Here is a 13,456-nt window from a genome sequence, read left to right as displayed (position 1 = left end):
AGGGAGGGCCTTAGACCGTATCGACTTGCTGCAAATGGCAATCGGAATCGACCGACAGCTCGATCTGGACCGTGGTGTGGCCGATGCCGAAATCGTGCATCAGCCGGTGTTGCAGGTCGATGAGGAACATGTCGCCGGGATGCCCGCCCGGCATCACCAGATGCGCGGTGAGCGCCGATTCGGTGGTACTCATCGGCCAGATATGCAGGTCGTGGATATGGGCGACACCGGGAAGCGCGGTGAGCGCGGCGGCAACCTTGTCATGGTCGATACCCGGCGGCACCGCCTGCAACGCCATGCCGAGCGAATCGCGCAGCAATCCCCAGGTGCTCCACAGGATCACGGCGACGATCAGCAGGCTGACCACGGGGTCGATCCATTCCGCGCGCGTCCACAGGATAATTCCGCCCGCGACGACCACGCCCGCCGAAACCGCCGCATCGGCGGCCATGTGCAGAAACGCGCCGCGGACATTGATGTCGCCCTTGCGCCCCGATGCGAAAAGCCAGGCGGTCAGCCCGTTGATGACGATACCGATGGCGGCGACGATCATCACCGTCTGCCCGGCAACGGGGGGCGGGTCGGCAAGCCGCTTGATCGCTTCGGCCAGAATGGCACCGACCGCGACCAGCAGCAGCAGGGAGTTGCCCAGTGCCGCCAGAATCGACGACCCGCGCAGGCCATAGGTGAAGCGTTTGGACGGAGGGCGCTTGGAAAGTTCGGCCCCGCCCCAGGCGATCAGCAGTCCCAGAATATCGGAAAGATTATGCCCGGCATCGGCGAGCAGTGCGACCGAATTGACCCATAGCCCGGCCGCCCCTTCGACAAGGACAAAGGCCGTGTTGAGCAGTACGCCGATGGCAAAGGCGCGGCCGAAATCAGCGGGCGCATGATGATGCCCGTGGCTGTGCCCGCCATGGGCGTGATGGTGGTGATGTCCGGCGTGATTCGCACTCATGACGAATGCCATAGAGGCGACGGGGCAGGTGATACTAGGACGTGATGCAATGCAGCATGCTGATTCTATTCACGGCGTGTGGTGCGCGCAACAACCGGTTCTGATGTCCGGTGATACGGCTCAGGGCAGCAGCAGGCTGGAATCGCCATAGCTGTAGAAGCGATAGCCGTGCGCAATGGCATGCGCATAGGCGGCCTGCATCCGTTCCAGCCCCATCAGCGCCGATACCAGCATGAACAGGGTTGAGCGCGGCAGGTGGAAATTGGTCATCAATCCCTCGATCGCGCGAAAGCGATAGCCCGGCGTGATGAAGATGTCGGTGTCGCCCTCAAACGGCTGCACGGTGCCGTCTTCAGCAGCCGCGCTTTCGATCAGGCGCAGGCTGGTGGTGCCGACCGCGATCAGGCGACCGCCCTTTGCGCGGATGGAGTTCAATCGTGCGGCGGTATCCGCGTCGATCCGGCCCCATTCGGAGTGCATCTTGTGGTCGGCGGTGTCGTTCGCCTTCACCGGCAGGAACGTTCCCGCGCCGACATGCAGTGTCAGCGTGGCACGTTCGATGCCCGCCGCGTCGAGCGCCGCGATCAGGTCCGGCGTGAAGTGCAGCGCGGCGGTGGGGGCGGCTACGGCTCCGGCCTCGCGCGCAAACATCGTCTGGTAATCGTCGGCGTCGCGTTCGTCGGTCGGCCGCTTCGACGCGATATAGGGCGGCAGTGGCATATGCCCTGCACGCTCCAGCAGTAATTCGACCGGATCTTCGCCTGCAAAAGTCAGTGCGAAGCTGCCGTCTTCCGCGCGATCGCCAGCCATCGCTTCGACGCCATTGCCGAAATCGATATTGTCGCCGTCGCGCAGCCGTTTGGCGTTGCGGATAAAGGCGCGCCAGCGACGCGGACCTTCGCGTTTGTGCAGGGTGGCACCGATGGTGGCGTCACCGCGCTTGCCTTGAAGCTGGGCAGGAATGACGCGGGTGTCGTTGAAGATCAGGCAGTCGCCGCGCCGGAGCAACTTCGGCAGGTCGCTGACAATGGCGTCGGAAAGTCCGTCCGCGCCGACCCGTAACAGCCGCGCCGAATCACGCGGAACCGCCGGACGCAGGGCGATGCGTTCCGGCGGCAAATCGAAATCGAAATCGTCGACGCGCACGCGCCCTGCTCCGTCTGGGTAGTGCTTATTGCTGAGAAGGTTTCGGCTCGGACGAGGAATCAGCAGGCTGCTTCTTTGCGGGGGCAATACCGGGCAGGACGATATTGGCGTCCGGATTGTTGGCCGGGGTCACCGCAGGTGCGGGCTGATAGGGTGGGGGATTATCCGAACCGATATAGGCGTGCAGGATGCGGCTGGGATCTGCCGGCGGCTGGCCTCGATGGATTTTGTCTACCCACTGCATGCCGCTGATCACGCGGCCGAACACGGTATATTTCTTGTCGAGTTCAAGCGCAGGCTGAAACAGGATGAAGAACTGACTGTTGGCGCTGTTCTTGTCCTGCGCGCGCGCTGCGGAAACCGCGCCGCGTACATGCGGCAGATAGTTGAACTCCGCGGGCACGTCGGGAAGCTTTGAGCCGCCGGTGCCGGTACCCGTCGGATCGCCGCCCTGGGCGATCGGCAACGGCTGATCCATCACGCGGTGAAAGATCGTGCCGTCATAGAAATGTTCGCGGGTCAGCTTCTTCACGCGTGCCACCATCTTCGGCGCGACATCGGGGCGCAGCAGGATGGTCACGCGCCCGCCGGTCGACAGGTCGAGGATCCACAGATCATCCTTATCGGTCGGTTTCGGCGCATTCTTGTTGTTATCGGTCTTGAACATCTGGGCCGATGCCGGTGCCGCAGTGATGCCCACAGCGGCGAAAACCGCCAGCAAAAACGCAATCAAACGCATGATAATATAGAACCCGCTCTTGAACTTTGTGCGCGTGGCTTAAACCATTCCACGGCTGACGCCAACGTGAATACCGGACGGAAGAACCGCAATCAGCCTTTCTTTTGACGATTCAGTGCCACACGCTCTGCGACCTCGGTGCAAACCGCGGGGCTGACGAACTTTGAGATGTCGCCGTCGAATCGGGCGATTTCCTTGACCAGGCGGCTGGCGATCGGCTGCAACGCGACGTCGGCCATCAGGAATACCGTCTCGATACGGTTGTTAAGCTGCTGGTTCATGCCCGCCATCTGATATTCATATTCGAAGTCGGCGACCGCACGCAGACCGCGAATGATGACGGAAGCGCCTTCCTGTTCGGCAAAGTCCATCAGCAGCGCATCGAAGCTGACGACATGTATTTCACTGCCGATATCCGCCACCTCCCGCCGGACCATCGCCATGCGTTCCTCGACGGAGAACATCGGCGATTTGGATGGGTTGGTAGTGACGCCGATCACCAGCCGGTCGACCAGTTTTGCCCCACGCCGGATAATATCCATATGGCCCAGGGTAATGGGATCGAAAGTGCCGGGATAGACGCCGGTGCGTATCGTCATGATCGTCCCCCATTCATGAGCGGGCGGCTCAATTCTTCCGTTCGAGCGTGAAGCGGGCAATGTCGCGCAGCAGGTCAGCCCGTTCACCGAAGTCATGCAGATGCTCTATCGCCTGATCGACCAGCAGGCGCGCCTGTTCGCGTGCGCGTTCCAGCCCCATCAGGGTCAGGAAGGTTTCCTTGCCTGCCGCTTCGTCCTTGCGCAGCTTTTTGCCCATCAGTTCTTCGTCGCCCTCGACGTCGAGAATGTCGTCGGCGATCTGAAAGGCGAGACCGATATCATGGGCATAGCCGCGTAGCCCCACGCGCCCTTCCGGCGGGATACGGCCCAGAATTGCACCGAATTCGACCGCGCAGCCGATCAACGCGCCGGTTTTCAGCGCCTGGAGCCGGGTGATGGCGGGAAGGTCCAGCGTCGTGCGCTCGGCTTCCAGATCCAGCATCTGCCCGCCAGCCATGCCATGCGGTCCGGCGGCGGCGGCAAGCGCCAGTACCAGGTCGGCGCGCACCGAAGGATCGGCATGGGTTGCCGGATTGGCCAGCACTTCGAACGCAAGCGCGAGCAGGCTGTCCCCGGCAAGGATCGCGGTCGCTTCATCGAAAACCTTGTGCACCGTCGGTTTGCCGCGACGCATATCGTCATCGTCCATCGCCGGCAGATCGTCGTGGATCAGCGAATAGACATGGATGCATTCGAGCGCGAGGCCCGCCCGGCCAATGCTCTCGGCATTGACGTTGAACATGCGCGCACTAGCCGACACCAGCAATGGACGCAGCCGTTTGCCGCCGCCGATTGCGGCATGACGCATGGCTTTGAACAGGTCGGCGCGCGGGTCTTCAGGCAGGGTCAGGGCGCGGTCGAAGCGGGCATCGATGTCGGCGGCCACATCCTTCAATGCGCGCACCAGCGCCATGGACATGCCGCTCATACCCGGATCATCCTGCATCGAAAGGGGCCGTGCCCTGCGGATTGCCGGCGGCATCGGTGCGGATGGCCTCGATCCGCGCCTGTGCCGCATCCAGACGCGCGGCGCATTGCCGCCGCAGCCGGTCGCCGCGTTCGTAAAGGTCGATTGCTTCCTGCAATTCAGCCTCCCCGCTTTCCAGCCTGCCGACAATGCGTTCGAGTTCCTTCAGGGCTTCCTCAAACGAATATTCCGAAACGTCGCGTTCCTCGCTCATAAGGGATGCTATGGCCCGGCTGCCATGGGGATTGCAACTCCTGTTGATGTGGCGGCGTTATGGTTGGGATCCAAGAGGCCGAAAGGAAGAGCATGTTTCAGAACGTCAATCCCGCCACCGGACAGAAGCTCGATGAGATTGCGGAGATGGACGATGCCGCAGTCGAAAGTGCGCTGGCGCGTGCCGATGCGATGTGGCGGCAATGGCGGATCAGCACGCTGGAGGATCGCACAGCGCTGCTGTCGCATATCGGCGATGCTTTTGAGGGCAACAAGCACCGGCTGGCGGAAATCGCTACACGCGAAATGGGCAAGACGCTGAAAAGTGCGGTCGCAGAAGTCGAAAAATGCGTTGCCGCTTTTCGTCATTATGCCGAACACGGCCCGGAATTTCTGGAATCCTTCGAGGTGCAGGTGGCGAAGGGCAGGGCGATCGGGCGCTGGTTGCCGATCGGTCCGGTGCTGGCGGTGATGCCGTGGAATTTCCCTTATTGGCAGGTGGTGCGCTTTCTGGCGCCTGCGATCATGGCGGGTAATGTCGGCCTGCTCAAACATGCCTCGATCACGCAGGGCGTCGGCGCTGCGATCGAGGATATGGTGCTGAAGGGCGGCGCGCCCGAGGGGCTGTTCCAGAACCTGCCGGTCAAATCGGGCAAGGTGGCGGACATCATCGCCGACCGGCGCGTGGCGGCGGTGACGCTGACCGGCAGCGAGGGCGCGGGTCAGAAGGTTGCGGAAGCCGCGGGCCGGGCGCTGAAAAAGGTGGTGCTGGAACTGGGCGGATCGGACCCGTTCATCGTGATGCCCTCGGCCGATATCGACGAAGCGGCGAAGCAGGCGGTCACCGCGCGGATTCAGAATACCGGCCAGTCATGCATCTGCGGCAAGCGGATGATCGTCCATGCGGATATATATGACGCTTTCGCCGAAAAGTTCGTGGCGGGGATGAAGGCGGTCAAGGCCGATGACCCGATGCATGACGAAACGGATATGGGGCCGCTGTCGAGCTTTGAGCAGCGCGATACGGTGCTGGACCAGATCGAACGTGCGAAGCAGGCGGGCGCAACCCTGCTATGCGGTGGCGCGAAGCTGGACAAGCCTGGCGCCTATATGAGCGCGGGCGTGCTGACCGATGTGCCGCCGGAAAGCGATATTGCGAAGGAGGAAATTTTCGGTCCCGTCGCGATGCTGTTTAAGGTGCCCGATATCGACGCGGCAATCGCACTGGCGAACGACATCCCCTATGGCCTCGGCTCCAGCGTCTGGACGAAGGACGCGGCGGAACAGGAGCGGTTCGAGCGTGACATCGCGGCGGGCATGACGGCGGTGAATCAGATGCTTGCCTCCACCCCCGAAGCGCCCTTCGGCGGGGTGAAGCTGTCCGGCCATGGTCGCGAACTGGGGCCGTGGGGGATGCACGAATTCATGAACCTGAAATCGGTGCTGCTGAACGACTGAAACACCAGTTGGCGTACCGGAGCATCTGCCGGGCGGTTTTTGTCCGATCCGGCGGAACGAACCCGCTCGTCAGCCTTTTACTACGCAGTCGCCGCCCGCAGGAGAGGGCGGGCGTGAGTGGGTGGGTTATGAGTACAGAGTTCGAGTTACGGGAACGCGGCGCACATCCGACAGGGGAGCGTCACGAGCAGATGCGTCGTGCATTACGCAAGGGATATGAACTGCCGCGCGATACCTTCATCACCGACGATATTCCGATCCTGCTGACCAAATTGTCACGGATACCGGATTTGCGTGCCGATAAGCAGTAATGAGTGGTTACGACCGGGCTATTTTACGATCTGCCCATGAATGCCGGGCGTTGATATGGTAGCTGGGGTCGGCCCCGTTTTGGAAAACCCCAACGTTGATAACGCCCTACACGAACCTTACCCGAAAATGGCTCGAGGAATTTGTTGCTGACCACGGCGGACAGAGTCCTACGGATATTACATGGCGCAGGTCGTCGGAATGGGATCGAAATCACGCTAATCATGAGGAAATGGCCCAACGCGAGCCGGACATGGAGCGCATTCGCCAGGCATTTGCGTTTTACGAAGCAGAAAATTTTACGTCTGCCATTAGAATTTGGTTTGATCTGGCCGAACTCGGTTCGGTTTGGTCAATGATCGAGGTGGGTCGGTGCTACCAATCCGGACGCGGTGTTCCGCAAAATTCTGGCGAAGCGGAGCAATGGTTCAAGCGTGCCTTTGCCGGCGGATCGCAGATTGCGATGTTGAAATGCGCAAGATCAGCATATGCGCGCGAAGATCATGGGGCTTGCGAGGCAATCCTGCAAATAGGGGTAAATCAGGACTGGACGCCCGCGATTTTCTGGCAGGCCTGGTATCGGCATCGAAGGTCGAAGAGTAAGGAAACGTACCGGACGATTTTCCCGATGTTGCGGACTGCCGCCAGACGCGGCCATCCAGCGGCACGCATGGTTTTGGCCAGTTGCATGATGCGTGGAAAGTTCGGCCTGTTTCGGATTCCAAAAGGAATCATTCTTGCTGTCCAAGCAGCGCTTGAGGAGAATTTCGACGCCGGAGAAGATAGTCAGAACAAGATCAGCCGATGAAAGAGTAAAAACTAGCGGCATCGCATAGCCACCTGAATTGTCCTCTTATGGGCGCAATGCTCACGCGATCCCGGCTTCTATGCGCAATGCCTTGCGGTCGAGTTTTCCGACCAGCGTTTTCGGCAGTTCCTTGCGGATGACCACCTGATCGACGCGTTCGTGCTTGCCCAACTGGCCGTTGAGCCAGTCGCGCAGTTCTTCCTCCGTCGCCGTCGCATCCTTGTTGAGCGTGACATAGGCGCGCGGGCTTTCGCCGCGATAGGTGTCGGGTACGCCGATCACCAGCGCTTCCTTCACCGCCGGGTGGCGATAGAGCACGGTTTCCACCTCGCTCGGGAATACCTTGAACCCGCTGACCGCGATCATGTCCTTCAGCCTGTCGACAATGCGGATATAGCCGTCATCGTCGATGGTGCCGACATCGCCGGTGCGCAGCCAGCGTTGTCCCTGTGCGTCGTCGATAAAGACTCCGGCATCGGCATCGGGCCGGTTCCAGTACCCCTTCATGATCTGGGGACCATTGACCACGATCTCTCCCGGCTCGCCGTCGGGCGGGGGGCTGTTCGGGTCTTCCTTATCGACCAGCGCGATCCGCGTGCCCTGCATCGGCTGACCGATGGTACCGGACTTGTTCAGCCCCTCATAGGGATTGCAACTTGCCACGCCAGAGGTTTCCGACAGGCCGTATCCTTCGACCAGTTTCGCGCCGGTTACGGTTTCGAACCGTGCTTTCAGTTCGGCGGCCAGCGGGGCGCCACCGGAAATGCAGACGCGTAGCGAGGAAAAGTCGGTCTGCGCGGTTTTCGGATGGTCGAGCAGTGCCTGATACATGGTCGGCACGCCGGGCAGGGCGTTCGCCTGTGTCCGGTCCAGCGTCGCCAGCACCTGCGCGGCGTCGAAGCGCGGCAGCATCACGATCTCCCCACCCGTTGCCACGGTGCGGTTGAGCACGCAGGTATTGGCGAACACATGGAATAGCGGCAGGACGCCGAGGATGCGGTCCTCGACTTCGCCCAGCTTCGGATCGAGTGCGGCCGACATGCGTGCGGCCGACGACATGTTCTGATGCGTCAGCAACGCGCCTTTCGGGCTGCCGGTAGTGCCGCCGGTATACTGGATCAGCGCGACATGACTCGTGGCATCGATATCGGCCTTTGTGCAGCCGCCGTCATTGTCGATCAGTGCGGAAAAGGCAGTGATGCGATCATCATGGGGGCGCTTTGCGACCTCACTGCCGCGAAACAGGCGATAGAACAGCGATTTCGTCGGCGGCAGCGCGCCCGCGACCGACCCGACCACCAGCCGTTCGAGCGCGCTGTCGTCGAGCACTTTGAGCGCGGTCGGCAACAGGGCGGTGGCGGAAATGGTGAACAACACGCGCGTGCCCGAATCCGCAACCTGATGCGCCAGTTCCTCGGCCGTGTAGAGCGGCGAGAAATTCACCACCGTCGCGCCCAGCATCAGGATGCCGTAATAGGCGGCGACATAATGCGGCACATTGGGCAGGAACAGGCCGATTCGATCGCCTGCCCCATAGCCCATATCCTTTAACCCGCAGGCAACGCGCCGCGCCCCGTCGAGCGTTTCGGCATAGCTGTATTTACGACCGAGAAAATCAAGCAACGGTGCCTGATCCCGCCGTTGTGCGGCCTGTTCGAACATGTCGACCAGCGACAGGGGCGGGAAGGTCCGGTTCCAGGGACCGGGGTGTTGATAGGCGTTGCGCCAGGCAGTTTCGGCATCTCTCATTGACATAGATGTAAGCAGCTGTCGGGGTTGTGACAACCGAAGATCAGGGGTTTGCGTGTCGTGCGGTCCATGTGATCAGAACCGAAAAAGCGGCGACGCCCAGATCGACCGCCGCCTGAAAACGCTGCGGATGATAGTCGGACCGGTCATGCGTCAGGATGCGGATATCGGCGTGCGGCGGATGCGCCATGCCGAGCATCAATAAAGTGCCGGCAACCGCTGCGATAGCGAGCTTGCGTTTTGGCTGCATCCACACTCTCCTTGCGCGCGAATGCTATCGGCAGAGTAGGGGGTCGGCAAGCCTTATACCGCTTCGGCGCTTATGCGGCTTCAGCAATGCGTTCGGCATGGCGAACCCGGTCGCGTCCTGCCGCCTTGGCCGCGAAGAGTGCGCGGTCTGCCATTCTGTAGAGGCGTTTCCAGTCGGTCTCCCCGATCAACGGTCCCGAACAGCAGCCGATACTGGTCGTGACCGTCATGTCAAAGGGCATCCGCGCGGCGCGTAACCGGGCGAGGAGGCGGTCCGGGTCGATTCCCGTGTTACAGGGAACGACAATCGCGAATTCTTCGCCGCCCAGCCTGGCGATCAGCGCATTGGCAGGCGTGGTATCGCGCAAGGCGCGCGCGAACAGGCGCAGTACCTCATCCCCGCCGTCATGACCCAGCGTTTCATTGACCTGTTTGAAATGGTCGATATCGGCAAGCAGCAGCATCTGTTTGCCTTCGCTTTGCATGATCCTGCTGAGGAAGGCGCGGCGATTGAGCAGCCCCGTCAGCGGATCGGTGTCGGCCAGCATCCGGGTCGCCATTTCCCGCGTTCGCGCCTCATCCCGCTCCTTGCTCAGCACGCGGATGCGATAGGCGATGGCGGCGCTGGACATGATGGCTTCGAAGCTCATCGACAGGATCGTCGAATTGTCGACCCAGAAGTTCCACTGCACGAACAGCGTGTTCATTGCCAGACGCAGGCAGGCGAATGCGACCGGTACCGACCAGGCAAGTGCGAACAGCCACAAATAGGGGCTGCGCTGTTTTCGAGCGCGGACGATGATCGGGACAATGGCAATCAGCATGCCAAAAAAGGACCAGCTATAGAGTCGGTCGAACAGTTGAATGTGCCAGGGGGCGAACAGCACGAAAAGGCATGCCGTGGTCAGCAGCAGGGCGCTGGCGGCGGTTACGATTCGACCGGTCCAGCCGCGCGTCACTTCCGGTTCGAAAAAGGTTCGGGCGAACAGCATGGCAGTCAGCGTGGCCGTGGCGAGCATGGCGTAATTGACTCGCATCCGGTCGTTATTGAGCAGGTCGGGGAAGAGCCAGTTGAGTGCGCCCGACGAACTGAGCGCATACAGGCTGAGTGAGGCGACCATTGCGCAATAAGCAAGCTGAAAACGATGCCGCAATGCCTCCCACAAGGCGAGGTTGTAGATCAGCAGCGCAAGGCCCAGACCGCCGAACGCCGCATAGATCGCCGCCATTTCCAGATTGGCGCGAACGCTTTCACGCGGCAGCGCCAGATGCGGACTGATCACGATCCCGCGCAAATTGGCGGAATCGCGCACATGCCATAAGAGCCGTACCGGCGGCTGCGCATGATGCGGCAGCCTCCATTCGACGATCGCTCCCAACTGGACATGGCGACCAATATCCTTTTCGGTCAGTGGGAGCGTCAGGATGCGACCGTCGGGATAAAGCGCGTAGAGCGTGATCGAATCCTGCCACACACTGGCAATACGAACGCGTGTTCGTCGGGTCAGATCGGGTATCTTGTCGAGCGGGCCGCTAAGTACCCAGTAATCGCCTCGTCCGAAATCGATCTGCTTGCGAGAGCAATTGAATTCCCCCGGATTGCGAAACAGTGCAGGTGCGGTGAGGCCCTTTGCGTCCGGGCGAACGCAGGTTGAAACCGCCACCCCGGTAACCCCGCCGGACGCATGCGCAGGCGCGGTGGTAGCGGCCATTGCCGCAAAAGCGGCAACGCACAGCATCAGCCATGGCCGGAAGAACGGTTCCATGCCGATTGCTGTAGGCTTGCGATCCCCAAAAAGTGGTAAATGGCCGATAAAAAAGGACCGGAGTATTTACCCCGGCCCGGATTGTCTATTTCGCCTTGGCGGGTTCGGTTTTCTTGCCGCCGCCGCGTTTCTTTTTCGCCTTTCGCGGCGGGGCGGGGGTAATCTCGAAGGCGAGCGCCTCGTCCTTCAGTTTCACATTGACCTCGCCGCCATGGACCAGCTTGCCGAACAGCAGTTCCTCGGCCAGCGGCTGCTTGATCTTTTCCTGGATCAGGCGGCCCATCGGGCGTGCACCGTACAGCTTGTCGTACCCGCGTTCGGTCAGCCAGCCCTTGGCCGCGTCGTCGAGGCGGATATGCACCTCCCGGTCGGCAAGCTGAAGTTCGAGTTGCAGGATGAACTTCTCGACCACCCGCGCGACCACATCGGTCGGCAGATAGCTGAACGGTACGATCGCATCGAGGCGGTTGCGGAATTCCGGGGTGAAGAGCTTCTTCACCGCTTCTTCCTGAACATCCTCACGGCTGATATTGCCGAAACCGATCGATTCCTTGGCCATGTCGGACGCGCCGGCATTGGTTGTCATGATCAGGATCGTGTTGCGGAAATCGACCGTCTTGCCGTGGTGATCGGTCAGCTTCCCGTTATCCATCACCTGCAACAGGATGTTGAACAGGTCGGGATGCGCTTTTTCGATCTCGTCGAGCAGCAGCACCGAATGCGGGTTCTGATCGACCGCATCGGTCAGCAGGCCACCCTGATCATAGCCGACATAGCCCGGAGGTGCACCGATCAGCCGACTGACCGAATGACGCTCCATATATTCGCTCATGTCGAAACGCTGGAGCGGAATGCCGAGGATTTCCGCAAGCTGGCGCGCCACTTCCGTCTTGCCGACCCCGGTCGGGCCGGAGAAGAGATAGTTGCCGATCGGCTTGTCGGGATCGCGAAGCCCCGCGCGGCTGAGCTTGATCGCGCTGGACAGCACCTCGATTGCCTTGTCCTGCCCGAACACCACGCGCTTCAGATCGGTCTCCAGATTGCCCAGTACCTTCGTATCGTCGGCCGACACCGATTTCGGAGGGATGCGCGCCATCGTCGCGATCACCGCCTCGATTTCCTTTGGCGTGATCGTTTTCTTCCGGCGGCTGGGCGGCACCAGCATCTGCATCGCGCCGACTTCGTCAATCACGTCGATCGCCTTGTCGGGCAGTTTGCGGTCGTTGATATAGCGTGCCGAAAGTTCCACCGCCGTCTTGATCGCATCGGGCGTATATTTGACGTCGTGGTGATCCTGAAACGCACTGCGCAGGCCGGTCAGGATCTTGATCGTGTCCTCAACCGAAGGTTCGTTGACGTCGATTTTCTGGAATCGACGGAGCAGGGCGCGGTCCTTTTCGAAATGGTTGCGGAACTCCTTGTAGGTGGTGGAGCCGATGCAACGGATCGTGCCGCCCGACAGCGCAGGCTTGAGCAGGTTTGACGCATCCATCGCCCCGCCGCTGGTCGCGCCAGCGCCGATGACGGTGTGAATCTCGTCAATGAACAGAATTGCGTGCGGCAGCTTTTCCAGCTCGTTGACGACCTGTTTCAGCCGTTCCTCGAAATCGCCGCGATAGCGCGTGCCAGCGAGCAGCGCCCCCATGTCGAGCGAATAGATGACGGCTTCTTTCAACACCTCGGGCACATCGCCTTCGGTGATCTTGCGCGCCAGCCCTTCGGCAATCGCGGTCTTGCCGACGCCGGGATCGCCGACATAGAGCGGGTTGTTCTTCGACCGGCGGCACAGGATCTGCACCGTGCGATCGACCTCCGGCCCGCGCCCGATCAGCGGATCGACCTTGCCCGCTTTGGCCTTTTCATTCAGGTCGACGGTGAATTGCTTGAGCGCGCTTTCACCCTTCTTGCCGTCGGACTTGGAAGGCTTTTCTTCCTCCGCGCCCTTCACCTCGCGCGTTTCGCTGGGCGTGCCGCCCTTGCCGACACCGTGGCTGATATAGCTGACCGCATCCAGGCGGCTCATATCCTGCTGCTGCAGGAAATAGACGGCATAGCTTTCGCGTTCGGAGAACAGGGCGACCAGCACATTGGCGCCGGTCACTTCGTCGCGACCGGAAGATTGCACATGCAGGATCGCGCGCTGCACCACCCGCTGAAACCCGCTGGTGGGGGAGGGATCGGTTACAGCATCCACTTTCAGCGCGTCGAGTTCGGTATCGAGATAATGTGCAACGGTGGTTTTCAGCTCGCCCAGATCGACGCCGCACGCGCTCATCACCTTCGACGCATGTTCGTCATCGACCAGCGCGAGCAGCAGATGCTCCAGCGTGGCATATTCGTGACGGCGCGACGCGGCAGCTTCGAGCGCCTTGTGCAGTGTGGTTTCGAGGGCGGATGCAAAACTAGGCATGTCAGTCAGTACTCCAGTCGGGCCAGACGAATACGCGGCCCGTTTCCCCTTATGTCGGGTCGATCCGGGCCGGCATCAAGCGTGA

Annotated in this window: 13 protein-coding genes; 3 read left to right on the top strand and 10 right to left on the bottom strand. The window is 61.2% G+C overall.

The features are described from left to right. Window positions 1-10: 10 nt before the first annotated feature. The 6 genes from FHR23_RS14780 to FHR23_RS14755 all read right to left on the bottom strand — a co-directional run bounded on the left by FHR23_RS14780 (window position 11) and on the right by FHR23_RS14755 (window position 4,623). Window positions 11-958, bottom strand: a complete 948-nt coding sequence (locus FHR23_RS14780) for a cation diffusion facilitator family transporter (RefSeq protein WP_184005534.1) — start codon at window positions 956-958, stop codon at window positions 11-13. Between the two features lie 120 nt (window positions 959-1,078). Next, window positions 1,079-2,104 (bottom strand): tRNA preQ1(34) S-adenosylmethionine ribosyltransferase-isomerase QueA, encoded by a 1,026-nt coding sequence (gene queA, locus FHR23_RS14775; protein WP_184005532.1) that lies wholly within the window; start codon window positions 2,102-2,104, stop codon window positions 1,079-1,081. A 25-nt stretch (window positions 2,105-2,129) separates the two neighbouring features. Continuing rightward, on the bottom strand, window positions 2,130-2,843 hold the full coding sequence (locus tag FHR23_RS14770; protein ID WP_184005530.1) for a peptidylprolyl isomerase: 714 nt from the start codon (window positions 2,841-2,843) through the stop codon (window positions 2,130-2,132). 92 nt (window positions 2,844-2,935) lie between these two features. Continuing rightward, a complete protein-coding gene (coaD, locus tag FHR23_RS14765) occupies window positions 2,936-3,442 on the bottom strand; it encodes a pantetheine-phosphate adenylyltransferase (protein WP_184005528.1) in 507 nt (168 codons plus the stop codon). A gap of 28 nt (window positions 3,443-3,470) precedes the next feature. Then, complete coding sequence (locus FHR23_RS14760) at window positions 3,471-4,361, bottom strand: polyprenyl synthetase family protein (RefSeq protein ID WP_425506378.1); 891 nt, start codon at window positions 4,359-4,361, stop codon at window positions 3,471-3,473. 16 nt (window positions 4,362-4,377) lie between these two features. Beyond that, a complete protein-coding gene (locus tag FHR23_RS14755; protein ID WP_184005524.1) occupies window positions 4,378-4,623 on the bottom strand; it encodes an exodeoxyribonuclease VII small subunit in 246 nt (81 codons plus the stop codon). Between the two features lie 92 nt (window positions 4,624-4,715). Between FHR23_RS14755 and FHR23_RS14750 the strand changes: the two genes are divergently transcribed. The 3 genes from FHR23_RS14750 to FHR23_RS14740 all read left to right on the top strand — a co-directional run bounded on the left by FHR23_RS14750 (window position 4,716) and on the right by FHR23_RS14740 (window position 7,197). Further along, entirely contained in the window at window positions 4,716-6,080 is a 1,365-nt protein-coding gene (locus FHR23_RS14750; RefSeq protein ID WP_184005522.1) for an NAD-dependent succinate-semialdehyde dehydrogenase, read from the top strand. A gap of 128 nt (window positions 6,081-6,208) precedes the next feature. Beyond that, the gene (locus tag FHR23_RS14745) at window positions 6,209-6,391 is read left to right on the top strand and encodes a hypothetical protein (RefSeq protein ID WP_184005673.1); all 183 of its coding nucleotides are present in this window, start codon (window positions 6,209-6,211) and stop codon (window positions 6,389-6,391) included. Window positions 6,392-6,621: 230 nt separating this feature from the next. Continuing rightward, a complete protein-coding gene (locus FHR23_RS14740) occupies window positions 6,622-7,197 on the top strand; it encodes a sel1 repeat family protein (protein ID WP_184005520.1) in 576 nt (191 codons plus the stop codon). A 60-nt stretch (window positions 7,198-7,257) separates the two neighbouring features. Here the strand turns inward: FHR23_RS14740 and FHR23_RS14735 are convergent, their stop codons facing one another. The 4 genes from FHR23_RS14735 to clpA form a co-directional block, all read right to left on the bottom strand. Beyond that, on the bottom strand, window positions 7,258-8,946 hold the full coding sequence (locus FHR23_RS14735) for a long-chain-fatty-acid--CoA ligase (protein ID WP_184005518.1): 1,689 nt from the start codon (window positions 8,944-8,946) through the stop codon (window positions 7,258-7,260). A 43-nt stretch (window positions 8,947-8,989) separates the two neighbouring features. Continuing rightward, a complete protein-coding gene (locus tag FHR23_RS14730; RefSeq protein WP_184005517.1) occupies window positions 8,990-9,196 on the bottom strand; it encodes a hypothetical protein in 207 nt (68 codons plus the stop codon). A gap of 70 nt (window positions 9,197-9,266) precedes the next feature. Then, complete coding sequence (locus FHR23_RS14725; RefSeq protein ID WP_246359926.1) at window positions 9,267-10,961, bottom strand: GGDEF domain-containing protein; 1,695 nt, start codon at window positions 10,959-10,961, stop codon at window positions 9,267-9,269. Between the two features lie 85 nt (window positions 10,962-11,046). Next, window positions 11,047-13,371, bottom strand: coding sequence for an ATP-dependent Clp protease ATP-binding subunit ClpA (gene clpA / locus FHR23_RS14720; protein ID WP_184005515.1), 2,325 nt, complete (start codon window positions 13,369-13,371; stop codon window positions 11,047-11,049). Window positions 13,372-13,456: the final 85 nt, after the last annotated feature.

The sequence above is a fragment of the Stakelama sediminis genome (assembly GCF_014199335.1).
GTDB classification, from domain to species: domain Bacteria; phylum Pseudomonadota; class Alphaproteobacteria; order Sphingomonadales; family Sphingomonadaceae; genus Sphingomonas; species Sphingomonas sediminis.
The sequence above is the reverse complement of the archived record's forward strand: the minus strand, read 5'-3'. Positions and strand labels throughout refer to the sequence as shown.

Excerpts from the sequence above, each read along its gene's own strand:
- clpA (WP_184005515.1), bottom strand. The coding sequence starts at position 13,371 with ATGCCTAGTTTTGCATCCGCCCTCGAAACCACACTGCACAAGGCGCTC.
- FHR23_RS14730 (WP_184005517.1), bottom strand. The coding sequence starts at position 9,196 with ATGCAGCCAAAACGCAAGCTCGCTATCGCAGCGGTTGCCGGCACTTTA.
- FHR23_RS14735 (WP_184005518.1), bottom strand. The coding sequence starts at position 8,946 with ATGAGAGATGCCGAAACTGCCTGGCGCAACGCCTATCAACACCCCGGT.
- FHR23_RS14770 (WP_184005530.1), bottom strand. The coding sequence starts at position 2,843 with ATGCGTTTGATTGCGTTTTTGCTGGCGGTTTTCGCCGCTGTGGGCATC.
- FHR23_RS14780 (WP_184005534.1), bottom strand. The coding sequence starts at position 958 with ATGAGTGCGAATCACGCCGGACATCACCACCATCACGCCCATGGCGGG.
- FHR23_RS14725 (WP_246359926.1), bottom strand. The coding sequence starts at position 10,961 with ATGGAACCGTTCTTCCGGCCATGGCTGATGCTGTGCGTTGCCGCTTTT.
- FHR23_RS14745 (WP_184005673.1), top strand. The coding sequence starts at position 6,209 with ATGAGTACAGAGTTCGAGTTACGGGAACGCGGCGCACATCCGACAGGG.
- coaD (WP_184005528.1), bottom strand. The coding sequence starts at position 3,442 with ATGACGATACGCACCGGCGTCTATCCCGGCACTTTCGATCCCATTACC.
- FHR23_RS14750 (WP_184005522.1), top strand. The coding sequence starts at position 4,716 with ATGTTTCAGAACGTCAATCCCGCCACCGGACAGAAGCTCGATGAGATT.
- FHR23_RS14755 (WP_184005524.1), bottom strand. The coding sequence starts at position 4,623 with ATGAGCGAGGAACGCGACGTTTCGGAATATTCGTTTGAGGAAGCCCTG.
- FHR23_RS14740 (WP_184005520.1), top strand. The coding sequence starts at position 6,622 with ATGGCCCAACGCGAGCCGGACATGGAGCGCATTCGCCAGGCATTTGCG.
- FHR23_RS14760 (WP_425506378.1), bottom strand. The coding sequence starts at position 4,361 with ATGTCCATGGCGCTGGTGCGCGCATTGAAGGATGTGGCCGCCGACATC.